The organism is Candidatus Eisenbacteria bacterium (assembly GCA_035712145.1).
Lineage (GTDB): Bacteria > Eisenbacteria > RBG-16-71-46 > RBG-16-71-46 > RBG-16-71-46 > DASTBI01.
Map to the genome: position 1 here is coordinate 43,477 of DASTBI010000030.1, position 25,009 is coordinate 68,485.

Consider the following 25,009-nt stretch of genomic DNA (forward strand, 5'->3'; position numbering starts at 1 on the left):
TCATGTTCCTCAGCGATCTCTCGATCAAGCGGCCGGTTCTGGCCACGATGATGATCCTGGCCCTGGTGGTGCTGGGCTTCTTCTCCTATCGCCGGCTCGGCATCGATCAGTGGCCGAACGTCGAGTTTCCCTTCCTCTCGGTCGAGACCCGCTACGCGGGCGCCAGCCCGGAAGCCGTCGAGCGCGAGGTGACCAAGCGGATCGAGGAAGCGATCCACACCGCCTCCGGCGTGAAGCAGATCCAGTCGGTCTCGACCGAGGGCTACTCACAGATCTACGTGCAGTTCCACCTCGGCACCAAGATCCAGGACGCTCAGGCCGACGTGCGCGCCAAGATCGACGCGTTGCGGCTCGATTTGCCCAAGGACATCGATCCGCCGGTGGTATCGCGGTTCGACCCCGGGCAGCAGCCGATCATGAGCTTCGCCGTGCGCGGCCAGGGCTGGAGCCTGCGCGACCTCACGCAGCTCGCCGAAGAAACGGTGAGCAAGCGGGTCGAGAACATCCCGGGGGTCGGCAACGTCGGCGTCGTGGGCGGCTTGCGGCGCGAGATCCACGCGCTGCTCCTGCCCGACCGCATGGAGGCGCTCGGGGTCTCCCCCGACATGGTGATGGCGGCGCTGCGCCGCGAGAACGCCGACACGCCCGCCGGCCGGGTGGAGCGCGGCTCGCGCGAGAACCTGGTGCGGCTCAAGGGCCGGCTGGCGCGGCCCGAGGACTTCGCCAACGTGATCGTCGCCACGCGCGACGGCTCCTCCATCCGCCTCGGCCAGGTGGCGCGCGTCGAGGATGCCCAGGAGGAAGAGCGCGACGCCGCCTACCTCGACGGCCAGCGCGCGGTCGCGGTCGAAGTGCGGAAACAGTCGGGCGGCAACACGGTGGCGATCGCCGAAGCCGTCCACGAGGCGATCGCCGAGCTCAACCAGACGCTGCCCACAGGCGTCACGCTCTCGATCATCCAGGACAACTCGACCTACATCCACGAGTCGGTCGACGACGTCCAGCGCACCCTGGTCGAGGGCGCGATCCTCACGGTGCTGATCGTGTTCGTGTTCCTCAACTCGTGGCGCTCGACCGTGATCACCGGGCTCACGCTGCCGGTGTCGGTGATCTCGGCGTTTCTCGCCATCTACGCCTTCGGCTTCACGCTCAACACGATGACGCTGATGGCGCTGTCGCTCGTGATCGGCATCCTGATCGACGACGCGATCGTGGTGCGAGAGAACATCGTGCGACATCTCGAGCGCGGCAAGGACCACTTCGCCGCGGCGCGCGAGGGCACGGCCGAGATCGGCTTCGCGGTGCTCGCCACGACGGCGTCGATCCTGGCGGTGTTCGTGCCGGTAGCTTTCATGGGCGGCATCGTCGGCCGCTTCTTCTATCCGTTCGGCATCACGGTGGCCTTCGCGGTGCTGGTCTCGTTGTTCGTGTCGTTCACGCTCGACCCCATGCTGTCATCGCGCTGGTACGATCCGCACGCCGAGGCCGGCGCCAACCGAGGACGCATCGGCCGGCTGCTCGCGCGCTTCAACGACTCCTTCGCCGGGCTCGGCCGGCGCTATCGCGGCCTGATCGAGTGGGCGCTGCGGCATCGCGCACTGACTCTCGGAATTGCCGCGCTCTCCTTCGTGGCGGCGATCGCGATGGTCGCAACCGGCATCGTGGGCGGGCAGTTCATGCCCAAGTCCGACGAGGGGCAGACCCTGGTCGCCGTCGAGACGCCGGTCGGCTCCTCCATCTCCTACACCGCCGCCAAGACACTGGACGTCGCGGCCTACATCCGCCGCCAGCCCGAAGTCGCCTATACCTATGCGACGGTGGGCGGAGCGCAACAGAACAACGCGGTCAACAAGGGCCAGGTCTACGTGAAGCTCAAGCCGCGCACCGAGCGCAAGCGCAGCCAGCAGGAGCTGGAGGCGGCCTTCCGCCTCGACCTCGGGCACTTCCAGGGCGTGTCGGCGCGCGTGCTGCAGATCGGCGCCGTGGGTGGCGCGCAGGCCCCCATCGTGCTCAACCTGCGCGGCGAGAATCTCGGCAAGCTGGATGAGCTCTCTCAGACCACGCTCGAGAAGCTCCGCGACGTCCCGGGCCTGGTCGAGCTCAAATCGAGCCTGGAAGGGCGCAAGCCCGAAGTCGTGGTCGCGGTCAACCGCGATCTCGCCGCCGAGCTCGGTCTTTCGGTCGGGGCGGTGGGCGACGCATTGCGTCCGGTGCTCTCCGGACAGAAGGCCGGAGACTGGGAGGACCCCACCGGCCTCGCCCACGACGTCATCGTCCGCATGGCGCCGGAGGCGCGCACCTCGCAGGCCGACCTCGCGCGCATTCCGATCGCGACCTCGCAGATCGACCGGCGCACCGGCCAGCCGGTGATGGTGCCGCTCGGACAGGTCGCCACGTTCTCTCCTGGCGGCGCCCCCGACCGCATCGACCGCAAGAATCTGCAGCGCGTGGCCACGATCGAGGGCAACTATCAGAACCGGCCGCTCACCGATGTGGTGCGCGACATCCAGAGCCGGATCGGCACCTTGTCCCTGCCGGCCGGATACCGGTTCGACTTCGGCGGCGAACAGGAGGACTTCGTCGAGACCATCGGCTTCATGTCCGAATCGCTGGCCCTGGCGATCGTGTTCATCTATCTGATCCTGGCCTCGCAGTTCGGCAGCTTCCTCCAGCCGCTGGCGATCATGCTCTCGCTGCCGCTGTCGCTGATCGGAGTGATGCTGGGTCTTGCGGTGACGCGCGGCACGCTCAACATCATGAGCATGATCGGCATCATCATGCTCATGGGACTGGTGACCAAGAACGCGATCCTGCTGGTCGACTTCGCCAACGCCGCGCGCGAGCGCGGATTCAATCGCCGCGCAGCACTGGTGGAGGCCGGCGAGCTGCGCCTGCGCCCGATCGTGATGACCACGCTCGCGATGATCTTCGGCATGCTGCCGACCGCGCTGGCGCTCGGCCAGGGCGCCGAGTTCCGCGCACCCATGGCCCATGCGGTGATCGGCGGCCTCATCACCTCGACGCTGCTCACCTTGATCGTGGTGCCTGTGGTGTACACGCTGCTCGACGACTTCGGCACGCGAGTGCGCGGGCTGGTGCTGCGCTTCACGCAGCCTCCGGATCACGCGCGCTCGCACGTCGCTTCCGAGCCGGTCGCGGCGAAGGCGTCCCCGCGGCGCGAAACGACCGAGGCTGCGGCGCCAGAGCCGGCGCCAGAGCCCGAGCCCGCGCCCGCCGGTAGCGTGAGGTCATGATCCGTCCGGGCCGCGGGCGCGTCGTGAGGGCGACGGTGGCCATCCTGGCCATGGTCGCCCTCGGCGCTTGCGGCAAGGACCCCGCGAGCATCCACGCCAGCGGGATCATCGAGATGGACGAGATCGACGTGGCTTCGATGGTCGGCGGCCGCGTGGCGCGGATGATGGTCAACGAAGGCGACAGCGTCCGCGCAGGCGATACGCTGGCGGTCCTGTCACGTGACGAAGTGGCCGCCCAGCTGCTGGCTCAGGCGGCGGAGGCCGAGCGCGCCGCCGCGCAGTCCCAGGAGGTCGTCAAGGGACCGCGCGCACAGGAGGTCCGGATGGCGCGCGCCAACGTGGCCTCGCTCGAAGCTCAGCTCGTGGGCGCCGAGAAGAACTTCTCCCGGATGCAGGAGCTCTTCCGGCGTCAGGTCGTCTCGGAAGAGGAGATGGACAGGACACGGACCACTCGCGACGACCTCGTGGCCAAACGCGACGCGGCGCGCGAGCAGTTGAAGCTCCTGGAAGCCGGGAGCCGCCGTGAGGACATCGTGGCCGCGCGCGGGGCCGCCGAGGCGGCGCGCGCCACCGCATTGGGCGCGCAGAGCCGGCTGCGCGAGCTGGTGCTGATCGCGCCGGTCGCCGGTGTGGTGCTGCTGCGCAACTTCGAGCCCGGTGAGCTGGTGGGCGTGGGCTCACCGGTGGTGACGCTCGGCAACCCCGACAGTCTGTGGATGCGGGCCTACGTGGCGGCGCCTGAGATCAGCCGCATCCGCCGCGGCGCCGACGCGCAGATCCACCTCGGCAAAGGCGACAAGCGGCGCTTTCCCGGCACGGTGTCGGAGATCGCCACCAAGGCGGAGTTCACGCCGCGCGCGGCGCTCACCGAGGAAGAGCGCGCCAACATCGTGTTCGCGGTGAAGATCATGCTGGCTCCGAGCAACGGCCAGCTCAAGGCCGGGCTGCCGGCCGACGCGACGATCCAGGCCGTGAAGGCCGGCTCGTGAGCGACCCGCCCGGCGCATCCCCCGCCGATCGCGCGCCGCCGCGCGCCCCCACCCATGTCGTCGAGGTTCGCGGTCTCTCCAAGCACTTCGCCGAGGTGCAGGCGGTGAACGACATCACCTTCGACATCCACCGCGGCGAGATCTTCGGCATCCTCGGACCCAACGGCTCGGGCAAGACCACGACCATCCGCGTGCTGTGCGGTCTGATGGCTCCGACGTCGGGGACCGCGAAGGTGGCCGGCTTCGACGTCGCGACACGATCCGAGGACGTGAAGTCGCACATCGGCTACATGTCGCAGGCCTTCGGCCTCTATCGCGACCTCACCGCCGCCGAGAACCTGCGCTTCTATGGCGGGCTCTACGGTCTCGAGTCTCGCCTTCCCGAGCGCATCGAGTGGGCGCGCGAGCGGATGATGCTCTCCGAGATCATGGACCGCATGGTGGCGCCGCTCTCCGGCGGCCAGAAGCAGCGGCTGGCCCTGGGCTGCGCGATGCTCCACCAGCCTCCGGTGCTGTTCCTCGACGAGCCCACCGCGGGAGTCGATCCCGGCGCGCGCCGGCTGTTCTGGAAGATCATCCGCAGCCTTTCCGCCGAAGGCACCACGATCATCGTGACCACCCACTACATGGACGAGGCAGAGCACTTCGACCGGCTCGCCTTCCTCTCCAAAGGGCATCTGACCGCGCTCGGCACACCCGAAGAAGTGCGCATGTCGTTCGGAAAAGGGCTCTCGCTCGAGGACATCTTCGTCCAGCTCCAGGAGCAGGCGACGTGAACGGCGAGCGGCTGCGCTCGATCTTCTGGAAGGAATTCATCCAGATGCGCCGCGACCGCACCACGCTCGGACTCATGCTGGGCGTGCCGGTCATGCAGCTCCTGCTGTTCGGATTCGCCATCCGGCAGGAGGTGCGCAACCTTCCGACCATGGTGTTCGACATGAGCCGCACCCAGGAGAGCCGGCTGCTGGCCCAGCAGTTCGAGGCCACCGACAACTTCCATCTGGTCGGCGACGTCGGCTCGTACGCGGACGCCATCGAGGCCGTGGACGCCGGCCAGGCGCGCGCCGTGCTGGTGATCCCCGACACCTACGCGCGTGATCTCAAACGCGGCCGCCCGACCGAGGTGCAGGTGCTGGTCGACGCCACCGATCCCACCGGCGCCAACACCGCGATCGGCGCGGCGCTGCTCGTCGGCCAGCGCGCCAACGTCCAGATCCTCTCGGCGCGCACGCCGGGCCTTACCAGCCCCCTGCCGGTCGACATGCGGGTCCGGCCGCTCTACAACCCGGCGCTCAACAGCGCCTTGTTCATCGTGCCCGGCATCATCGGCATGATCCTGTCCAACATCCTGATCGTGACCACCGCCATGGCGGTGGTGCGCGAGCGGGAGCACGGGACGCTCGAGCAGCTGATCGTCACGCCGCTCACCCGCAGCGAGATCATGCTGGGCAAGATCGCGCCGTACGCGCTGGTGGGCCTGGTGCAGATCAGCGCGGTGCTCGTGGTCGGCCACCTGCTGTTCCACGTCCCGGTGCGCGGCAATCTGCTGATCGCGTATCTGGTGTCGTTCATCTTCATCATCGCCAACCTCGGCCTCGGCCTCTTCATCTCGACCCTCGCCACCAACCAGGCGCAGGCAATGCAGATATCCTTCTTCTTCCTGCTCCCCAACGTGCTGCTCTCCGGCTTCATGTTCCCGCGCGAGGCCATGCCGATCGGCGCGCGCTGGATCGGCTATGGCATACCGCTCACCTGGTTCCTGCAGGTGATCCGCGGCGTGCTGCTCAAGGGCGTGGGCCTGGCCGAGCTGTGGCCGCAGACCTTGGCGCTGGTGGGATTCGCGCTGCTCTTCTTCACCTTCTCGACGCTGCGCTTCCACAAGCAGCTCGAGTAATCTGCGCCCATGGCACTCCATCCCGTGGTGACCGTCCCCGAGGGCCTGCGCACGCAGCGCCTGCTGCTGCGTCCTTTGCTCGCCGCCGACGCCGAGCGCGACTACGCCGCGGTCATGTCCGACCCCGCGGCGTTGCGGCGCTGGAGCCAGAGCGACTGGCCGAGCGACGACTTCACGCTGGCCGAGAACCTGGCGGACCTCGAGCGCCACGAGCGGGAGCACAAGGACGGCATCGCGTTCACGTTCACCGTGCTGAGCCCCGACGGCGGACGCTGTCTCGGGTGCGTGTACCTGACGCCGGTGTTCAAGGAGGCGGCGAACCTTTGCCGCGGTGCCGCGTATCCGGTCCAGCTCGGCTTCTGGGTGCGCTCTTCCGAGGTCGCGTCCGATCTCGACCGGCATCTTTTCGAGGCCCTTCGCCGGTGGCTCCGGAACGACTGGGCCTTCGACTGCGTGACGCTGGCCATCAGCGTGAAGGACGAGCGCCAGGAGCAGGTGGTCCGCGATGCGGGTCTCGGTCCCGGGGCGTCGCTGCTGCTGGGCGACGGTCGCGAGTGCTGGGCCTTCGTGGAGTGGCTGCAGAACACCCGACCGACGACGTGAATCACCTCCAGCTGGAAGGACTGCTGTTCTGGTTTCCGGCCTTCGTCCTGAGCACCACCTTCCACGAGGCCGCACACGCATGGGCCGCGATGCGCGGTGGCGACCCCACCGCCTATCGAGGCGGTCAGGTGAGTCTCTCGCCCTGGCCGCACATTCGACGCGAGCCGATCGGCATGCTGATCCTGCCGCTGCTCACGTCGATGACCCAGGGATGGGCGATCGGCTGGGCGAGCGCGCCGTTCGATCCCGAATGGGCCTCGAGGCATCCGCGTCGCGCGGCGCTCATGGCCGCGGCGGGCCCGGCCGCGAATCTGTTGCTGGCATTGGCGGCGCTGGTCGTGATCAAGCTGGGGCTGGTGATCGGGCTATTCGATCCGGCGACCGCGGGCATGCACGCGTGGTCCGAGCTGGTCGTTCCCGCCGCCGCTCATGACGGCGAGCTCGCGGCTTTCGGAGCGCGCGCGCTCTCGGTCCTGCTCTCGCTCAATGTGCTCCTCGCCATCTTCAACCTGATTCCACTTCCTCCGCTGGACGGCGCCGGTGTGATCGACATCCTGCTGCCGCCCCACATGGCGGGGATCATGAGGCGCCTCGGGCCGGTGGGCTCGATCCTTGGACTGTTCGTCGCATGGAGGGTCTTCCCCATGCTCATCCCGCCGATCCGTGACGCGGTGGAGCGGCTGGTCGGCGGCTAGGACGGGAGTCCTAGCTCGATTCGGGGAGATCGACGGCCGTGGAGTCGGTCGCCTGCAACAAGGCCCGGGCTCGCTCGGCGTCGTTCCGATGCACCTGGATCTCGATGCTGCCGGTGACGAGGTTCGGACCCGCAAGCCGGCCGATGCCCATGAAGTCCTGGAGCATCTCGCCCTGGGCGAACGCGTCGATGCCTTCCGACTCGAGCACCGACTTCACCACCGGGAGGAGCGTCGCATCGCTGGTGACGAGGACGGTCTCGAGGTCTTCCCACTCGTAATCGGGTTCCTCGGAACCCTCGGGCAGGGGCGGATCTTCCACGAGCTCCGCGCCGCAGTCGGTACAGATGGTCGCATCCGCCTGGTACTCGGTCCGGCAGTTCGGACAGTACACGGCCCCTCCTCTCTCTCACCCCGCCGGGATCATGATCTCGTTCGTGAACGAAGGCGAGACCTTTCGGCGACGGGTTGCAGCAGCTTGTGTGCAAGCGCGCTGAGGGCTACGTGCGAGGTGCGTCGATCGACGAAGCGCACTCCTGGGGATCGCCGCGGCGCATCCTCGAGCATCCCGCGCCACACTTCGACCTCGATCGCGCGGTGAGTAATGGTGTGTCGCACGCGTCTCTCCGTGGGCCGCAGCCGTGCCCGCACGCCGATGGCGGCGAGCGAATCGCCGAGACCTCGCCGGGCAGAAGTGCCTGACGTGAGCTCGACGCCCGGCGGCTCCCACAGACCTTCGAGCAGAGCACCCTCGCGCCGGGTCATCAGCACCCGGCCGCCGCGCTCGATCAACACCACCGCCCGGCGCACCCGCAGAGTCGGGCGTCGTGGAGCCACGGGTGGAAAACCTTCCGGCCGGCCCAGGGCCCGGGCCCGGCACCAAGTCCTGACGGGGCATGAAGTGCAAAGCGGGCGCCTCGGAATGCAAATGGTGGCCCCCAGCTCCATCAAGGCCTGGTTCCAGTCCCCGGGCGTTCGCATCGGAACCAGTGTGTCCGCGAGCGCCCAGAGACGCCTGGCGCCGGCGGCGTCGCGAATGGAAACGGGCAAGGCGAAGAAGCGGGACAGCACACGGGCGACATTGCCATCAAGCACCGGCAGAGGCCGGTCGAAAGCAATGGAGAGCACGGCGCCCGCCGTGTAGCGGCCGACTCCGGGAAGCAGACGGAAGGCCTCGGGGTCGTTCGGCACCCGGCCGCCATGCTCGCTCACCACGAGCCGCGCCGCGGCATGAAAGTGGCGAGCGCGACGGTAGTAGCCAAGACCTGACCAGGCCGCGAGCACCCGCGTCTCGGAAGCGGCGGCGAGATCGCCGACGTTAGGAAAGCGTTTCAGGAACGCGGCGTAGAATGGAAGGGCGGTCGTGACCTGGGTCTGCTGGAGCATGACCTCCGAGACCCAGACGCGATAGGGATCGCGAGTCCGGCGCCAGGGCAGGTCCCGCCGGTGACGGCGGTACCAGGCGAGCAACGGACGCCGCCACGAGAGGAGCTCACGCGACATGGGGTCCACCGAAGGCATCCGAGCGGATTTCGAGCAGCTGGTCAAGCGCCCGGAGTCTTCGTTCGACCTCGCCCGTGCCGCGCTGCTGATCGCCGCCGAGTCCAACCCCGACGTCGACGTCGACGCCACGCTCCACACGCTCGACAGCTGGGCGGACGAGCTGCGCAGGCGCCTCCAGCCGGAGTGGAACAACCTCCAGAAGCTGGCGCGGCTCCGGAACTTCGTTTTCGAGGAGCTGCACTTTCGCGGCGACCAGGAGGACTACTACAGCCCGAGCAACTCGATGCTCAACGAAGTCATGGAGCGCCGCCTCGGCGTTCCGCTCACGTTGAGCATCGTGTTCATGGAGCTGGGCTGGCGAATCGGAATCCCGTTCGAAGGCGTCGGCTTTCCCGGGCACTTCCTGGTTCGGCTGACCGGAGAGCCCCGGGATCTGCTGCTCGATCCCTATCGCGACGGGATGTCGGTTCACGAGGAGGACTGCCATCGCATGCTGCGCGAGATCTCGGGCGGCAAGCTCGAGCTGCGCGACGCGCATCTGCACTCGGTTTCCAAGCACGACATGATCGCGCGGCTTCTGATGAACTTGAAGGGCGCCTATCTGCGCGCCGAGGACGATGCCGGCGCCCTGTCGGCCGTGGACCGGCTGCTGGTGCTGCGTCCGGGCGACCTCGAGGAGATTCGCGATCGCGGCCTCCTCCTCTACCGCCTGCGCCGCTACTGGCCGGCCCTGCGGGACATCGAGCACTACCTCGAGCAGCGGCCCGACGCCCCGGACAAGGAGGCGCTCGAGGTGCACGTGCGGCATCTCCACCGCCTGGTCTCGAGCCTGAACTAGGATCTTCCGCTCTCCCGAATCGCACGTAACCCCACCCAGAACCGGCCCCGTAACTCGAGTCCTGGTCGCGCGCTCGGGCACGTTACGCACCCTCTGTTACTCCCCCCGGCTCTCGACTCCTGCCATGTTCGTCGCTGTCCTGACCTTGCGGTGTCGGGATGAATCAAGCCAGTGCCACGTCGATCAGGTGGCTCCGGATCTGGACACCCGCTGAAACCCGACCACTGGGGGTAGCTGGTGGGGCTAAAGCGAACCTTTCCGGGGCCATCCCGACGGGGCAAAGGTCCAGAGGTCCGGTCGCTCAGGGAGAGTGGCCGGGCCATGAGCAAGAAAGAAAAGAGCATCGAGGTTCGGTCGCTCAAGGGAGTGCGGCTGGACGGAGATGCTGCGGATCGGGCGCCGGCGCACCAACGAGCATCCTGCTTCGTATTCCGGGTTGGACGCCGGACCCGACCAAGAGCTGAGCGACCTGGTTCGAGCCAGGGCCGATCTCGGCCGCCCCTCTCAAAGCCTCCCAGCGGCCCTGCGCCGATCCGCTAGACTCCGCGCGTCATGATCGGGAAGACGCTCTCGGATCGTTATCGCATCGATGCCTTGCTGGGACGTGGCGGGATGGGCGCGGTGTATCGTGCGCACGATCTCCGGCTCGGCCGCGATGTCGCCGTCAAGGTGGTCGAAGGCGGAGGTCTCGGCATCGAAGCGCGCCGGAGGCTCCTCCACGAGGCGCGCGCCGCCGCCACGCTCAACCATCCTCATATCGTCGCGGTCCACGACGCCGGCGAAGCGGACGACCAGCCGTTCGTGGTCATGGAGCTGGTGAGCGGCGGCAGCCTTCGCGGACACCCGCCGCTCGGCTTCACCCAGATCATCGCGGTCGGCCGCCAGCTCTGCGAGGCGCTCGAGCACGCGCACGACAAAGGCATCGTCCACCGCGATCTCAAGCCGGAGAATGTGCTGATCGCCGAGGACGGCCATCCCGAGGTGAAGCTCGCCGACCTCGGGCTCGCCATCACCGGCACCGACTCGCGGCTGACCCAGAGCGGCATGCTGCTCGGCACCGCGGCTTACATGGCGCCGGAGCAGGCGATGGGCGTGCCGGTCGACGGGCGAGCCGATCTCTACGCGCTCGGCGCGCTGCTCTACGAGATGGTCGCCGGCCGGCCGCCCTTCCCGGGCGATGATCCGATCGCGGTCGTCTCGCAGCACCTGCACGCGCCGGTGGTGCCCGCGATCACCTACCGTCCCGATCTTCCTCCGGCGCTCGACGCGCTCATCCTCAAGCTGCTGGCCAAACGCCCCGAGGACCGCTTCGCGAAGGCAGCCGACGTGGACACGGCGCTCGCGGCCGTGCGCTCCGCCGATCTTCCGGCGGTGAAACCGGCCGCGGCGGGCAACGATTCGGTCCGGCTCCTCGATCAGCTGGCGCGCGGCCGCCTGGTCGGGCGCGGTGCGGAGCTGGCGCATCTCAGAGATTTCTGGTCGCGCGCCGAGCGCGGCCAGGGGCACATGGCCCTGATCTCGGGCGAGCCGGGCGTGGGGAAGACGCGGCTCGCGCGCGAGCTCGCCGTCTACGCCCGGCTGCAGGGGGCATGGGTCCTGCAGGGCGGCTGCTACGAGTTCGAGGCCACGACGCCCTATCTCCCGTTCCTCGAGGCGCTGCGCGGCTGGGTGCGCGGCCGAGATCCCGAGCGGCTTCGCTCCGCACTGGGTTCGATGGCGCCTGAGCTGGCCAAGCTCGCACCCGAGATCGAGGCCAAGCTCGGTCCCCAGCCGCCCAACCCGACGCTCTCGCCTTCGGAAGAGCGGCTGCGCTTGTTCGATCACGTGGTGCGCTTCCTGAGCGCGTTGGCCGACGAGCGCGGACTCCTGCTGGTGCTCGACGACCTGCACTGGGCGGATCACGGCACGCTGGCGCTGCTCCACTACCTGTTGCGCCAGACTCGCGAGAGCCGGCTCATGGTGCTCGGCATGTACCGCGAGGCCGAGCTGGATCGCGCGCATCCGCTGCAGAAGTCGCTGGTCGAGTGGAACAAGGAGCGCCTCGCCACCCGCGTGCCGCTCTCGCGCCTTTCGCTCGCCGACACCTCCACGATGCTGGCCGTGATGTTCGGACAGGAGACCGTGAGCCCCGACTTCGCGGCGGCGCTGCACCGGGAGACCGAAGGCAATCCGTTCTTCGTCGAAGAGGTGGTGAAGGCGCTGATCGAGCAAGGCCAGATCTACCGCGAGCGCGGAGAGTGGCAGCGGCACGATGTCGGCGAGCTCGCGATCCCTCAGAGCATCAAGGCCGCGGTGAGCCGCCGGCTCGAGCGGTTGACGCCCGCCACCACCGAAGTGCTGCAGACCGCGGCCGCGCTCGGCAAGGTGTTCGAGTTCCAGGAGCTGGCGGCCGCGACCGCGGTGGCCGAGAACCCGCTGCTCGACGCGCTCGATGAAGCGAGCGCGTCCCAGCTCATCCGTGCCGAGAGCGGCGAGAACTTCGCCTTCACCCACGACAAGATCCGCGAAGTGCTGCACGAGGAGCTGAATCCCATCCGCCAGCGCCGGCTCCATCAGCGCATCGGAGAGAGCCTGGAGAACCTGTACTCCGCCCATCTGGACACCCACGTCGAGGATCTGGCGTATCACTTCGCGAGAAGCGGCGACCTCAAGAAGGGCCTGGCCTACAGCAAGCGCGCCGCGGTGCAGGCCACGCGGCTCCACGCGCTGGAGGAAGCGATCGACTTCTACGACCGCGCGCGGGAGTGCGCCGAGGAGCTGGAGCTGACCCCGGAGCTGGCGGAGATCGAGGAATGTCTCGGCAACGTCTGGTGGGCGTTCGGAGAATCAGGACCCGCGGTCCAGCACTACGAGCGCGCGGTCGGCCTGACCGGTGATCGTTCACAGAAGCTGTCGGTGCAGTCGAAGATCGGAGAGGTGTTGGGGCGCATCGGCGATCCGCGAGGTTTGCCGATCCTCGAGGCGGTCCGCGCCGAGCTCGACGCCGAGAAACAGCCGGCCGACATGTCGCGCGTGCTGAGCATGATCGGCCGCTACCACCACTATCGCGGACAGCACCGGAAGGCGGTCGAGTACCTCGAGCAGGCCCGCGCGCTGGCCGAGCGTCTCGAGGATCACCTGCCCAGAGCCCTGGTCTATTCGCATCTCGCCGGCGCATATCAGCACCTCACGGAGTTCGAGGAGAGCAACCGCTGGGCGCGCCGCGAGGAGGAGATGGGCGCCGCGGTCTCCGACCCGTACGTTCGCGCGGTCGGTCACGAGTTCCAGGCCGAGAACGCCTCGATCCAGGGCCGCTGGGACGATGCCCTCCACCACGCCGCGAGGGATCGCGAATGGGGTGAGAAGGCGCAGTCGCAGGAGCGAGTGGCTTGGTCGGAATTCGCGGCCACGGCGGGACACTTCGGCAAGGGCGATCTGGCGGCCGCGCGTGCCACGGCGCAATCGGGACTCGCACGCGCGGAGCGGATCGGGGAGAAGCGCGTGGCGGGGCTCATTCGGTTGATTCTCTCGGGCATCGCGCGGGAAGCCGGCGACGCCGGGGCCTCGGGGCTTGCCGAGCAAGTGCTCATGGAGGCCAAGGCGCTCGAGCTCGTGCACCACCAGGTCGAAGCCCATCTGGCGCTGGCCGAGATCGCCATGCGCGAGGAGCGCTGGATGGAGGCCTACGCGCATGGGCAGGCCGCCCATGACATCCTTCGCGGACGTGACGCTCGCGCGAATCCATTGCGCTTCGCGCACGTTCGCGCCGAGGTCCTGGTCCGTCTCGAACGCTGGGACGAAGCGCTCGCGGCCATCGAGGACGCCGAGGACCGCGCGCGTTTCGCGCAGGCCCCGCATCACCTGGCTCTGGCCATGCGTGTGCGAGCGCTTTGGACGGCGCGGACCGACCCGGCAAAAGCCCGCGCGCTCTTCGACGAGGCGATCGGCGCTTTCCAGAAGCTCGGAAGCCGGATCGAGGTCGCCCGCACGCTCTACGAGCGCGGCCTCCTGCGCCGCCGCGAGGGGGACACGGAAGGCGCGCGAGCCGACTTCCAGCGCGCGGTCGAAATTGCGAAGGCCTGCGGCGCCAGGCCATTGATGGAGCGCGCCGAGCTGGCGGCGCGCGAGCCTGCGACTCGATGAGCACGGCGCACGAGCCGCGCGCCGGACGCTACGACGATTTCTATCGCCTCTTCGACTCGCCTGTGATGCGCCGGATTCGTCGCGAGGCCTATGGCGAGGATATCGGGCAGCACTCCTGGGTCCGTCCCGACGATCTCCGGGCGGATCTGCAGCGGCTCGGTCTCACCCCGGCGAGCCGATTGCTCGATCTCGGCTGCGGGCCTTGCGGTCCCCTCACCTTCGCGCTCGCCCGCACCGGCTGCTCCGGGACGGGAGTCGATTCGAGCCCGGCCGCGCTGGAGAACGGCAGGGTGCGCGCCGCGGCGCTCGGTGTCGAAAGCCGGCTCACGCTCGGGCAGGCCGACCTCGACGAAGCCCTTCCCTTTGCAGCCGGCTCGTTCGACGCGGCGATGTCGCTCGACGTCGTGATCCACCTCGCCGATCGGTCGCGGCTCTATCGGGAAGTGGCGCGTATCCTGGCGCCCGGCGGGCGCTTCGTCGTCACCGACGCGGGCGTGGTCACCGGTCCGATGACCGATGACGAGCGGGTGAAGCGAAGCTGGAACGGCTCCATTCAGCTCGTCCGCCCGGGCTTCAACGAGACCCAGCTCGAGGCGGCGGGCCTCCGCGTGATCGAGACCGAAGACCGGACGAAGACCGCGTCCATGAACGGCGAAGGCCGCCTGGCGGCGATGCGCGCGCATCGCGCGGAGCTCGAGGCGGTGATGGATGCGAGCGACGTCCAGGGACAGATGGACTATCTCGAGGTCGTGATCGACCTGGCCCAGCGAAGGGCCGTATCGCGGATCATGGTCCTGGCCGAACGAGCTCGATGACCTCTTCGGGCCGCGTCTGGCGCTGGGCCGTGGTGCTCGGCATCGGCGTCGCCATCGCGCTGATCCCCCGCCCCGCCGGCGTCGAGGCAGGCGCCTGGAACCTGCTCGCGACCTTCGTGGCCACGGTGGTCGGGCTCACGCTGCAACCGCTCCCAGGCGGCGCCATGGTGCTCCTCGGCGTGACGGCGAGCATCGTGTTCAACGCCCAGCCGATCGCCGAGGCGCTCGCAGGCTATGCCGATCCCATCGTGTGGCTGGTGCTCGCCGCCTTCTTCATGTCGCGCGGCATGATCGACACCGGTCTCGGGCGACGCATCGCCTTCCTCCTCATCCGCGCGATCGGCCGGCGGTCGCTCGGCCTCGGATACTCACTCGCCTTCACCGAGTTCATCCTGGCCGGGTTCATTCCGTCCAACGCCGCGCGCGCCGGCGGGATCATCTTCCCGATCACGAAGAGCCTGGCCGAGGCCTACGATTCGCAACCCGGTCCGACCGCCAACCGGCTCGGCGCGTTCCTGATGATCCTGATCTATCAATGCTGCGTGGTGAACTGCGCCATCTTCCTCACCGGCCAGGCCGCCAACGCGCTGATCGCCTCGTTCGCGCACAAGACCGCGGGCATCGAGCTGAGCTACGGGCGCTGGATCGCGGGCTCGATCGTGCCGGGCCTGGTCTCGCTGATCGTGGTGGGCCTGATCGTGTACCGCATGGCGCGCCCCGAGGTGACCCACACGCCGCGCGCCGTCGAGATCGCGCAGGCCGAGCTGGACCGCATGGGTCCGATGTCGGCGGCCGAGATTCGCATGCTGCTGGTGTTCGCGATGGTCGCGCTCCTGTGGATGACCACCGCGCTCCACCATCTCCATTACGCGCTGGTGGCGCTGCTCGGGATCTGCGCGCTGCTGCTCTCGGGCGTGGTGACCTGGGAGGACGTGAAGTCGGAGCGCGGGGCCTGGGACGTGTTCATCTGGTACGGGGGCCTGGTGCAGCTGGCCAGCGCGCTCGGCGACACGGGCCTCCCGCAGCGCTTCGCCCAAACGGTCGCCGGTTTCACCACCGGGATGCCATGGTGGAGCGCTTTCCTGATCCTGCTCCTCGTCTACTTCTACGCCCACTACGCGTTCGCCAGCATCACCGCCCACGCGACCGCGATGTTCACGCCGTTCCTCGCCGTGATGCTCGCCACCGGAGCGCCCGCCGGCCTGGCTGCCCTGTCGCTGGCCTACGGATCGAACCTGATGGCCGGCCTCACGCATTACGGCACGACGCCGGGGCCGATCTATTACGGGGCGGGCTACGTGTCGCAGCCTTTGTGGTGGCGGATCGGCTTCGTCGCCTCGCTGGTGAACCTGGCGATCTGGATGACGCTGGGAGCGATGTGGTGGAAAGCGCTGGGATTCTGGTAGGCCGTCAGCGCTCCGGCACGCGTGGGACCGGCGCGTCCTTCATGTTCGGCGTCGGCGTCTGCTGGCCCAGCCACGCGACGTCCATCACGACGCCGCAGCGCGGACATTCGATCTTCGCGGCCTTGCCCTCTTCACCGGTGAGCATCCAGCGCTCGACCTTGGTGTTGCAGCCCGGCGTGTAGCACAGATAGACGCACAGCGGCATCGTGACTTCTCCGATTCAGGGCCTCTTCTGCGGCGCTTCGAATGTCCCGAACGTGAACGCGTAGATCGTGGTGCCCGCCTCGTCGGGCGACAGCTTGATCACGTGGTCCCCGCGGTCCATGCGGGTCAGCGCGTAGAGCCTTGGCTCCGCCACCGTCACGTACGACGCTCCGCGCCCGTCGATCTCGACGTCATGTCCCGCCTCGCTCGGCGTGAGCCAGCGATCGTCGCGCAGGATCCACACGCGCGCCGGACCTTCCTCCGGCGGACCGATCACGGCTCCGAGCGCGCCGGCATCATAGCGCAAGGCCACGAAGTTCTGCGCGCCGCCGCGTGCGGCGACGAGTCCGTCGGCCGCCGGAGTCCAGCGCCCTACGGGATAGGGCGTGTAGGCCTGGCCTTCGACCTGGTAGCGGAGCTGAGCGGTGAAGCTCGCGGCCCTTCCCGCGGGGACTTCCGCCAGAGGCCCGCGCTCCACGCGAGCGCGGCCCAGATGCACCGCGGCGTGCTCCGCGGCCCCCGCGTCGGCGGGTGGCGGCACGCCCGCAGGAAAGCGCAGCCCAGGATCCGCCTTCAAGACCAGCTCGCGGATCAGCCGCTCGGCCTCGGGCAGGGCCGAGTCCCCTTCCTGGTCCCACACCACTCGCCCACCCGGGTCGGCCACGATGATGCGCGGCGGCTCGCTCACTCCACCGAAGGCGCGCGCGACCTCGAGCGATGCATCGAGCGCCACCGGGAACCGCAGCCCGAGTCGCTGCGACGCGCGCGCCGATCTCGTCGAGTCGGCGGCGAACGCGAACGCTGGCACGTGGACTCCGAGGACGCGCACGCCGTAGCGCGAGTAGGCATCGTGCCACGCCGTCAGCGTCGACGCGGCGCGCAGCGACCGCGGCAGGTCGAGGCTCAGGAACGCCACGACCACGACGTGGCCGGAGAGCGAATCCGGGGATGCGGCGCGGGAGAGCCCGATCGCGCCGGCCAGAGACGGCAGCATCCGGCCTTCCGGCCTGCCGCCGTTCTCGGCCACGGCCCCGGGCCTCGAGAACGCCAGCCACAGGGCCATGATCCCGGCGATGGCCAGCAAGCCGATGATCGCAACCCACTTCCACCGCGACCCAAGCATGGCCGAGCAGTATATCGCGCGGCCGAGCGCATGGTTTGACCGCTCCATGACGTGCGACTCAGAGCCGAGACCCTGTGCTAGACTCGCCGCGTTTGCGCTCCCCTCTGCGCGTGCTCGCGCGGCGTGCGGCCGAAAACTTCGGCGTGACGCGCTGGTTTGATTCGAGGAGTCCAATTCCCATGACCAAGCGTTTCTCTCTTCTGTTCGCCCTCGCCGTCGCCGCCTTGGTGGCCGGGTGCTCGGGCCAGCAGGCCAAGGCTCCCGATGCGAGCCAGCCGATGGCCCAGGCTCAAGGCTTCAAGCTCGGCGTCATGACGGGCACCGTTTCCCAGAACGAGGAGGAGTTCCAGGCCGCGCAGCAGCTCGCGCGCAAGTACGGCGCGCGCCTCAAGCACGTCACCTATCCCGACAACTTCATGAACGAGCAGGAGACGGTGATCGCGCAGCTCGTCGGTCTCGCTTCGGATCCAGAGGTCAAGGTCATCGTGGTCGGCCAGGCGATTCCCGGGTCGATCGCGGCGGCGCGCAAGATCCGCGAGCAGCGGCCCGACATCCTGATCGGCTTCGTCGAGCCTCACGAGGACCCGGCGATGGTCAACGAGACCGTCGACATCGCGGTCCAGCCAGACCAGATCGAGCGCGGTCGGACCATCATCGCCGAGGCCGCCTCGATGGGCGCCAAGAACTTCGTCCACTACTCGTTCCCGCGCCACATGTCGCAGGAGCTGCTCGCGCGCCGGCGCGACATCATGAAGGAGGCGGCAGCCGAGAAGGGCATGAAGTTCTACTTCGTCACCGCCCCCGACCCGATGGCCGAAGGCGGCATACCCGCCAGCCAGCAGTTCGTGCTCGAAGACGTGCCCCGCGAGGTCAAGAAGCACGGTCCGCAGACGGCGTTCTTCTCCACCAACTGCTCGATGCAGGACCCGCTGATCCGCTCGGTGCTCTCTTCCGGCGGCTACGTGCCCGAGCAGTGCTGCCCGAGCCCGACGCACGGATACCCGACCGCGCTCGGCATCGCGGTGCCGCGCGACAAGGCTGGCGACATCGCGTTCATCAACGCCGAGAACAAGCGCGTGATCGCCGAGCACAAGATGACGGGCCACTTCGGCACCTGGATCGCGCCCGAGAGCATGGTGGCGATTCGCGCGGTGGCAAACCTGCTGGTGGACTCGGTCGACAAGAAGGCCGACCACAAGGACCAGGCGACGGTCCAGAAGTACCTGCAGGACGAGGCCGGCGCCGCGGTCAAGATCAAGAAGTACGACGAGCAGAAGGGCAATCAGTACCTCATCCTGCTCGATCACATCGTCTACTAGCGCGGTGAATCAGCGTTCGGTCGGCTCGGCGCGGGCATCCCGAAGGGTGCTCGCGCTCGAGCTGGACGGCGCGAATCTTCCCGCGTTGCTCGACGAGCTCGACATCGCCCTCCAGGAGCTCGTCGCCCCTTTCGACAAAGAGCGCTGGTCGCAGTCGCCGTCCGGCAAGTGGAGCCCCGGGCAGCACGTCGAGCACGTCGGACACGTCCTGGCCATCGGCGCCGACGCGCTCGAGCGTGCCGCGGAAGAGCTGCTGCGAGGCGACCTGCCGTCGAGGCCGTGGCGCGATCCATTTCAGGCGCTGTTCGTGCGCGCGGTGACGCGCCGCTTCCTGAAAGGCGGCAAAGCGCCATCGGGAGCGGTGCCCGGCGCGACTCCCGATCGCGAGCGCGCCATCGCCCGGCTCGCGCAAGGGCTGCTGAGGCATCGCACGCTCGCGGACCGTCTCACGCCCGAGCAGCGCGACCGCCTGTGGATCTGGAACCCCTACGCGCCGCGACTTCGCTGGCATTACACCTTTCCCGAGATCGTTCGCGTCCAGACCACGCACGCGCACCATCACCGCGACAGGGCCCTGGCTGCCGGGTAGCGTCCCCTACCGAAGATGACGCGCCGCGCTCCCGGGAAGAACGCGATCGCCTTCGTGGCCATCACCGTTCTGCTCGACGTCATGGGCTTCGGGATCATCATGCCGCTCCTGCCGCGGCTGCTGGTCGAGCTGACCGGCGACAGCCTGAGCGGCGCGGCGATCGATGGCGGCTGGCTGCTCCTGGTCTACGCCTTCACTCAGTTCCTGTGCGCCCCGGTGCTCGGCAACCTGTCGGATCGCTTCGGCCGCCGCGTGGTGCTCCTCTTCTCGGTCGGCGCGCTGGGGATCGATTTCCTGGTGATGGGCTTCGCGCCGACCTTCGCGTGGCTCTTCGCCGGCCGCTTGATCGCCGGCATGGCCGGCGCTTCGTTCACGCCGGCCTACGCGTACGTCGCCGACGTCACGCCGCCGGAGAAACGGGCGCAGAACTTCGGCATCGTGAGCGCGGCCTTCGGAATCGGATTCATCCTGGGGCCCGCCATCGGCGGCCTGCTCGGCGGTCTGGGACCGCGCGCGCCGTTCTTCGTGGCGGCCGGCATCAGCCTCTGCAATTGGATCTACGGTTTCTTCTTCCTTCCCGAGTCGCTCCCGCAGCATAAGCGCCGGCCCTTCGACTGGCGCCGCGCCAATCCGCTCGGGACGCTGCTGCAGATGCGCCGCCATCCGGTGGTGCTCGGCCTGCTGGGTTCGCTCTTCCTGTGGCTCGTGGCCCAGCAGGTCATGCCTTCGACGTGGGCGTTCTACACCAAGTTCCGGTTCGGCTGGTCGGAGGCCATGATCGGCGCCTCGCTCGCGTTCGCCGGCGTCGTGATGGCGACGAGCCAGGCCACGCTGTTGCGCTTGCTCGTGCCGCGGTTGGGCGAGCGGCGCACGGTCCTCACCGGCATGACGCTGACGATGATCGGCAACGTCGGATACGCGACGGCCACCGCCGGATGGATGATGTTCGCCTGGCTCGGCACCTGGTTCTTCGGCTCGATGGTGATGCCGAGCGCCAATGCGCTCATGTCTCACCGCATCGCGCCCGATGCGCAAGGCGAGCTGCAAGGCGCGGTGGCCAGCCTCTTCTCGCTCAGCGCCATCGTCGGGCCACCGTTGCTGACCCAGCTCTTTGGTCGCTTCTCGGCGCCGGATGCTCCGCTGCACCTCCCCGGCGCGGCGTTCGTCGCCGCCGCGCTGCTGATCGTATCGAGCGGGCTCACGTTCTGGGCGGCGACGCGTGAGACGAGGAGCGAGGCGGGCTCGGCGACCACGGCCACGGCGAGCACGGAGGGCTAGGCCAGCAGGTCGATCAGCGCTCCGGTTCCGAAGTACAGGATCGTGAACGCGAAGCCGCAGCCCACGCCGATCCAGGTTGCGCGCCAGCTCGACTTCAAGGGCCCTCCCGCCGCGCGGTGCGCCTCGATCCGCTCCTTCTGGAATCGATAGAAGTAGCCGACCACGAATGCGACCTGAATCCCCTGGTACACCGGACGACCCCACGGCGCGTCGTAGGGGATGATCATGGCGAGCATGACCATGAAGAGCGTTCCGAGGATCCCCAACCCGATCGCGCGGCGCGCCCGCCGATCCTCTCCCCACGCTCGGAAGTTCAGACCGGCGAGCAGCATGCCGGGGAAGATCCCGCCGGTCACGGCCGCCAGCGTGGCCCCCCAGGGGGTATAGAGGCGGGGTGTCGCGTGCATGAGTGGATGGACCAAGGTGTCCTCGCACCTTCGACCGTAAGCCGAAGCCGCGGCTCGCCACAAGGCAGTCCGTCGAAGTTTTCCATCGCCTTGAATTCCCTGCACCGAGCCGTCATGTTTCCGCGACCTTTCGCCGCGCCCAGGCCCCGAATGGGGCCTTTTGGCGCCGCACCGAGCGAGCCCTTTAGGCCACATGCCCGAGCCGGTTCTCGAACTCAGGAACATCGCGAAGGAGTACTACGGGAACCGGGTCCTGAAGGGCGTCTCGCTGCAGGTGCGCCCGGGGACGATCCACGCGCTCGTGGGCGAGAACGGCGCCGGCAAGTCCACGCTCATGAACGTGCTGTTCGGCATGGGCGTGATCCGCGAGACCGGCGGCTACCAGGGCGACGTCGTGCTCGAGGGCAAGGTGGTGCGGTTCGCCTCGCCCGACGACGCGATGCAGGCCGGCGTTGGCATGGTCCACCAGGAGTTCATGCTGATCCCCGGCTTCGCGGTCGCGGAGAACATCAAGCTCAACCGCGAGCCGACCCGGCCCAGCATCCTGTCGCGGGTGTTCGGCAAGAAGCTCGAGCAGGTGGATCGCGACCGTTGCGGAACCGACGCGCGCAAGGCCCTCGATCTCGTCGGCCTCTCGGTCGATGAATGGGCGCCGGTCGCCGGCATGCCGGTCGGGCACATGCAGTTCATCGAGATCGCGCGCGAGGTGGACAAGCAGAACGTCCGCCTCCTCATCTTCGACGAGCCCACCGCCGTGCTCACCGAGAGCGATGCCACACAGCTCCTCCAGGTCATGAAGACGCTGGCCGGCAAGGGCCTCGGCATCCTGTTCATCACCCACCGGCTCGACGAGGTGATGGACGTCGCCGACGACATCACCGTGCTGCGCGATGGCGAGGTCGTCGGGCGGCTCGACCCCAAGCGCACCTCGGTCGCGCAGATCGCCGAGCTCATGGTCGGACGAGCGGCCGCGATCGCACATCCGGGCATCCGCGCCGGCGCGAAGGTCGGCACGCCCGCCCTCGAAGTGCGCGACTTCTCGGTGCGCATGCCGGGCGAGCGCGTGGAATCGGTCAGCTTCGAGCTGCGCAAGGGGGAGATCCTGGGTCTCGCCGGACTCGCCGGCCACGGCAAGATCGGAATCGCCAACGGCCTCATGGGGCTCTTCCCGGCGCGCGGCGAGGTGAAGAAGGACGGCCGTCCGCTTCCGCTCAACGATCCGCGCGCGGCGATCCAGAGCCGGCTGGCCTTCGTCTCGGAGGATCGGCGTGGCGTCGGCATCCTTCCCGACGAGAGCATCGAGCTGAACATCGCGCTCACCGCGATCGAGGCCCAGGGACGGTTTCTGCGCGAAGGGCCTTTCGAGCCCTTCCGGCTGCTCGACGGGCGCCACGTGCGCCGCCACGCGCACGAGATGATCCGCGCGCTCGACATCCGCTGCACCGGGCCCAAGCAGCACGTGCGACGGCTCTCGGGCGGCAACCAGCAGAAGGTGTGCCTCGCGCGGGCGATGACGCTCGAGCCCGACACGTTGATGGTGTCCGAGCCGACGCGCGGAATCGACGTCGGCGCCAAGGAGCGCGTGCTCGAGCTGCTGCGGCAGCTCAACCGCGACCGCGGACTCTCGCTGCTCGTCACCTCCTCGGAGCTGGCCGAGCTTCGCTCCATCTGCGACCGCATCGCGGTGGTCTACCACGGGAAGATCGAGGCGATTCTCGCTCCGGATGCGAGCGACGTGGAGTTCGGACTCGCCATGTCGGGCGAGCTCCAGTCCGGGGCCAAGCCGTGACCGAGACCGTGACGGCCGCGACGCATCCATCACCCGAGGAGCGTGTGCCGTTCTCGGTCGCGGTCCGCGAATGGGTGGCCGAGATCGGCATCCCGCGGCTCCTCATCTTCCTCTTCCTGATCGCGCTGCTCGTGACCGCGGTGATCACGCGCATGGACCTGGCCTCGCTGCTCACCGATTCGCTGGTCCGTGCCGGGCGAAACGGGATCCTCGTGCTGGCGCTGCTGCCGGCGGTGCAGGGTGGCGTCGGCCTCAATTTCGGGCTTCCGCTGGGGATCTGTTGCGGACTCATCGGCTGCGTGATCGCGCTCAACGCCGGGGTCGTGGGCTGGCCATGGCTCGCGGCGGCGTGCGGGATCGGCGTGTTGCTCGCGATCCCGGTGGGCCTGGCCTACGGGTGGCTGCTCAACCGCACGCGTGGCCAGGAGATGATGGTGGGCACGTACCTGGGCTTCGCGATCGTCTCGGGCATGAGCATCTTCTGGCTGGCGGCGCCCTTCACCAATCCGACCTTGGTGTGGGCGATCGGCGGCCGTGGCCTGCGCACCACGCTCACCATGAGCGGCGCGTTCGACAAGCTGCTGGATCGGCTCTGGGCGTTTCCCATCTTCGGCGTGACGGTTCCCACCGGGACGCTGCTCACGTTCGCCGCCGCCTGCGTGCTGGTCGGACTCTTCTTCCGCACGCGGATCGGGATCGCGATCTCGGCGGCCCGCAGCAATCCCCGTTTCGCGCGCGCCGCGGGGATCTCCGACGCCCGCACGCGCGTCCAGGCGACCGTGCTGTCCACGGTGCTCGCGGCGCTGGGCATCGTGGTGTTCTCCCAGTCGTACGGCTTCGTCCAGCTCTACACCGCGCCGCTCCTGATGGCGTTCCCGGCGGTGGCCTGCCTGCTGATCGGCGGCGCGTCGGTGACCCGCGCCACGCTGACTCACGTCGTGGTCGGAACCATCCTGTTCCAGTCGATCCTCACGGTGGCCCTCCCGGTCACGAGCCAGGTGGTGCAGGGCGACATCTCCGAAACGGCCCGGCTCATCATCCAGAACGGCATGATCCTCTACGCGCTCACCCGGCGCGGAGACAAGGCGTGAGCGCGACCCCGGCGAAGGATCGTGCGCCGAGCAAGCTGCTGGCCCAGGTGGCGCGTTTCGCGGTGCCGCTCCTGTTCGCGGCGCTGTGCCTGTTCGGCATCATCGCGGCGCAACTCACGCCGGAGTTCATGCTGCGCGAGATGCTGGTGCGCTTCGGACGCAACGCGGTGCTGGTGCTCTCGCTGCTGATCCCCATCCTCGCGGGATTGGGTCTCAACTTCGGCATCGTGGTCGGCGCCATGGCGGGCCAGGTCGGGGCGATCCTGGTCACGTACTTCAAGATCAAGGGGCTCGCGGCATTCGTGCTGGCTCTGGTGATCGCGACGCCGGTGGCGCTGCTCTTCGGCATCGCGACCGGCTGGCTCTTCAACCGCGCCAAGGGCCGCGAGATGGTGACGGGACTGATCGCGGGCTACTTCGCCAACGGGCTCTATCAGCTGGTGTTCCTGTTCGCGCTCGGCGCGCTGATTCCGTTCCAGGACCCGACGATGCTGCTGCCGCAGGGATTCGGGCTGCGCAATACGATCGATCTCCTGGGCATGCAGTACGCGGTGGACGACCTCATCAAGTTCTCGGTGACGCTCGAGCACTCGCCGGTCCGGGTTCCCGTGGCTTCCTTCCTCTTCATCGGGGTGTTCTGCTTCTTCAACCTCATGTTCCTCCGCACCAAGCTGGGCCAGGAGCTGCGCGCCATGGGCCAGGATCCGCACGTGGCGGCGGCGAGCGGCATCGACGTCGAGAAGAACCGGGTCATCGCGACGGTGCTCTCCACGATCTTCGCGGCCTGGGGCCAGCTCTTCTTCCTCCAGAACCTCGGCACCTTGAACACCTACAGCTCTCACGAGCAGGTGGGAATGTTCTCGATCGCGGCGCTGCTGGTTTCCGGCGCCACGGTCACGCGGGCGACGGTGGGACAGGCGCTCCTGGGCACGCTCCTGTTCCACACGCTGTTCGTGGTCTCGCCGCTGGCGGGCAAGGCGCTGGCGGGTGACGCGCAGATCGGCGAATACTTCCGCGTGTTCGTGGCCTACGCGGTGATCACGGTGGCGCTCGTGCTGCATGCGTGGCAGAAGCGGCGAACCAGCGCGTAGCT

General features: G+C 68.5%; 21 protein-coding genes. 16 read left to right on the plus strand and 5 right to left on the minus strand.

All coding sequences use genetic code 11. The annotated features are described in order from the left end of the window. Nucleotides 1-2 precede the first annotated feature (2 nt). Genes VFQ05_01460 through VFQ05_01485 form a run of 6 tightly spaced genes read left to right on the plus strand, consistent with a single transcriptional unit; the run spans nt 3 to nt 7,435 of the window. On the plus strand, nt 3-3,254 hold the full coding sequence (locus VFQ05_01460) for an efflux RND transporter permease subunit (GenBank protein ID HET9325416.1): 3,252 nt from the start codon (nt 3-5) through the stop codon (nt 3,252-3,254). Next, entirely contained in the window at nt 3,251-4,243 is a 993-nt protein-coding gene (locus tag VFQ05_01465; GenBank protein ID HET9325417.1) for an HlyD family efflux transporter periplasmic adaptor subunit, read from the plus strand. Before VFQ05_01460 ends, VFQ05_01465 begins: the two co-directional genes overlap by 4 nt. Further along, nucleotides 4,240-5,019: a heme ABC exporter ATP-binding protein CcmA gene (gene ccmA, locus VFQ05_01470; protein HET9325418.1), complete on the plus strand. Its 780-nt coding sequence runs from the start codon at nt 4,240-4,242 to the stop codon at nt 5,017-5,019. Before VFQ05_01465 ends, ccmA begins: the two co-directional genes overlap by 4 nt. Beyond that, nucleotides 5,016-6,137, plus strand: a complete 1,122-nt coding sequence (locus VFQ05_01475; protein HET9325419.1) for an ABC transporter permease — start codon at nt 5,016-5,018, stop codon at nt 6,135-6,137. The genes ccmA and VFQ05_01475 overlap by 4 nt, the downstream gene beginning before the upstream one ends. 9 nt (nt 6,138-6,146) lie before the next feature. Beyond that, entirely contained in the window at nt 6,147-6,740 is a 594-nt protein-coding gene (locus tag VFQ05_01480; GenBank protein ID HET9325420.1) for a GNAT family N-acetyltransferase, read from the plus strand. After that, a complete protein-coding gene (locus VFQ05_01485) occupies nt 6,737-7,435 on the plus strand; it encodes a site-2 protease family protein (GenBank protein HET9325421.1) in 699 nt (232 codons plus the stop codon). Before VFQ05_01480 ends, VFQ05_01485 begins: the two co-directional genes overlap by 4 nt. Nucleotides 7,436-7,445: 10 nt before the next feature. Here the strand turns inward: VFQ05_01485 and VFQ05_01490 are convergent, their stop codons facing one another. Further along, the gene (locus tag VFQ05_01490; GenBank protein HET9325422.1) at nt 7,446-7,826 is read right to left on the minus strand and encodes a DUF2007 domain-containing protein; all 381 of its coding nucleotides are present in this window, start codon (nt 7,824-7,826) and stop codon (nt 7,446-7,448) included. A gap of 29 nt (nt 7,827-7,855) precedes the next feature. Next, complete coding sequence (gene mutY / locus VFQ05_01495) at nt 7,856-8,935, minus strand: A/G-specific adenine glycosylase (protein ID HET9325423.1); 1,080 nt, start codon at nt 8,933-8,935, stop codon at nt 7,856-7,858. Here mutY and VFQ05_01500 point away from each other — a divergent pair. The 4 genes from VFQ05_01500 to VFQ05_01515 all read left to right on the plus strand — a co-directional run bounded on the left by VFQ05_01500 (nt 8,934) and on the right by VFQ05_01515 (nt 16,116). Continuing rightward, nucleotides 8,934-9,773 carry a transglutaminase-like domain-containing protein gene (locus VFQ05_01500; protein ID HET9325424.1) on the plus strand — a complete coding sequence of 280 codons (840 nt, stop codon included), beginning with the start codon at nt 8,934-8,936 and terminating at the stop codon, nt 9,771-9,773. The genes mutY and VFQ05_01500 overlap by 2 nt on opposite strands. Before the next feature lie 552 nt (nt 9,774-10,325). After that, nucleotides 10,326-13,895, plus strand: a complete 3,570-nt coding sequence (locus VFQ05_01505; protein HET9325425.1) for an AAA family ATPase — start codon at nt 10,326-10,328, stop codon at nt 13,893-13,895. Continuing rightward, nucleotides 13,892-14,710: a class I SAM-dependent methyltransferase gene (locus tag VFQ05_01510; GenBank protein ID HET9325426.1), complete on the plus strand. Its 819-nt coding sequence runs from the start codon at nt 13,892-13,894 to the stop codon at nt 14,708-14,710. Before VFQ05_01505 ends, VFQ05_01510 begins: the two co-directional genes overlap by 4 nt. Then, nucleotides 14,707-16,116 carry a DASS family sodium-coupled anion symporter gene (locus VFQ05_01515; protein ID HET9325427.1) on the plus strand — a complete coding sequence of 470 codons (1,410 nt, stop codon included), beginning with the start codon at nt 14,707-14,709 and terminating at the stop codon, nt 16,114-16,116. Before VFQ05_01510 ends, VFQ05_01515 begins: the two co-directional genes overlap by 4 nt. A gap of 4 nt (nt 16,117-16,120) precedes the next feature. On the opposite strand, the gene VFQ05_01520 is transcribed toward VFQ05_01515, so the two are convergent. After that, nucleotides 16,121-16,321, minus strand: a complete 201-nt coding sequence (locus VFQ05_01520; protein HET9325428.1) for a hypothetical protein — start codon at nt 16,319-16,321, stop codon at nt 16,121-16,123. Between the two features lie 15 nt (nt 16,322-16,336). Further along, nucleotides 16,337-17,443 carry a hypothetical protein gene (locus tag VFQ05_01525; GenBank protein HET9325429.1) on the minus strand — a complete coding sequence of 369 codons (1,107 nt, stop codon included), beginning with the start codon at nt 17,441-17,443 and terminating at the stop codon, nt 16,337-16,339. 179 nt (nt 17,444-17,622) lie between these two features. Between VFQ05_01525 and VFQ05_01530 the strand changes: the two genes are divergently transcribed. From VFQ05_01530 to VFQ05_01540, 3 genes are read left to right on the plus strand one after another with little or no spacing between them, the layout of a single operon-like run. Further along, the gene (locus VFQ05_01530) at nt 17,623-18,762 is read left to right on the plus strand and encodes a DUF3798 domain-containing protein (protein ID HET9325430.1); all 1,140 of its coding nucleotides are present in this window, start codon (nt 17,623-17,625) and stop codon (nt 18,760-18,762) included. A 4-nt stretch (nt 18,763-18,766) separates the two neighbouring features. Next, a complete protein-coding gene (locus tag VFQ05_01535) occupies nt 18,767-19,351 on the plus strand; it encodes a DinB family protein (GenBank protein ID HET9325431.1) in 585 nt (194 codons plus the stop codon). Between the two features lie 15 nt (nt 19,352-19,366). Beyond that, on the plus strand, nt 19,367-20,629 hold the full coding sequence (locus VFQ05_01540; protein ID HET9325432.1) for a TCR/Tet family MFS transporter: 1,263 nt from the start codon (nt 19,367-19,369) through the stop codon (nt 20,627-20,629). Here VFQ05_01540 and VFQ05_01545 read toward each other — a convergent pair. After that, entirely contained in the window at nt 20,626-21,051 is a 426-nt protein-coding gene (locus VFQ05_01545; protein ID HET9325433.1) for a hypothetical protein, read from the minus strand. The genes VFQ05_01540 and VFQ05_01545 overlap by 4 nt on opposite strands. A gap of 178 nt (nt 21,052-21,229) precedes the next feature. Between VFQ05_01545 and VFQ05_01550 the strand changes: the two genes are divergently transcribed. Genes VFQ05_01550 through VFQ05_01560 form a run of 3 tightly spaced genes read left to right on the plus strand, consistent with a single transcriptional unit; the run spans nt 21,230 to nt 25,007 of the window. Further along, the gene (locus tag VFQ05_01550) at nt 21,230-22,825 is read left to right on the plus strand and encodes a sugar ABC transporter ATP-binding protein (GenBank protein ID HET9325434.1); all 1,596 of its coding nucleotides are present in this window, start codon (nt 21,230-21,232) and stop codon (nt 22,823-22,825) included. Beyond that, nucleotides 22,822-23,916 (plus strand): ABC transporter permease, encoded by a 1,095-nt coding sequence (locus tag VFQ05_01555; protein ID HET9325435.1) that lies wholly within the window; start codon nt 22,822-22,824, stop codon nt 23,914-23,916. The genes VFQ05_01550 and VFQ05_01555 overlap by 4 nt, the downstream gene beginning before the upstream one ends. Beyond that, nucleotides 23,913-25,007 (plus strand): ABC transporter permease, encoded by a 1,095-nt coding sequence (locus tag VFQ05_01560; GenBank protein HET9325436.1) that lies wholly within the window; start codon nt 23,913-23,915, stop codon nt 25,005-25,007. The genes VFQ05_01555 and VFQ05_01560 overlap by 4 nt, the downstream gene beginning before the upstream one ends. Nucleotides 25,008-25,009: the final 2 nt, after the last annotated feature.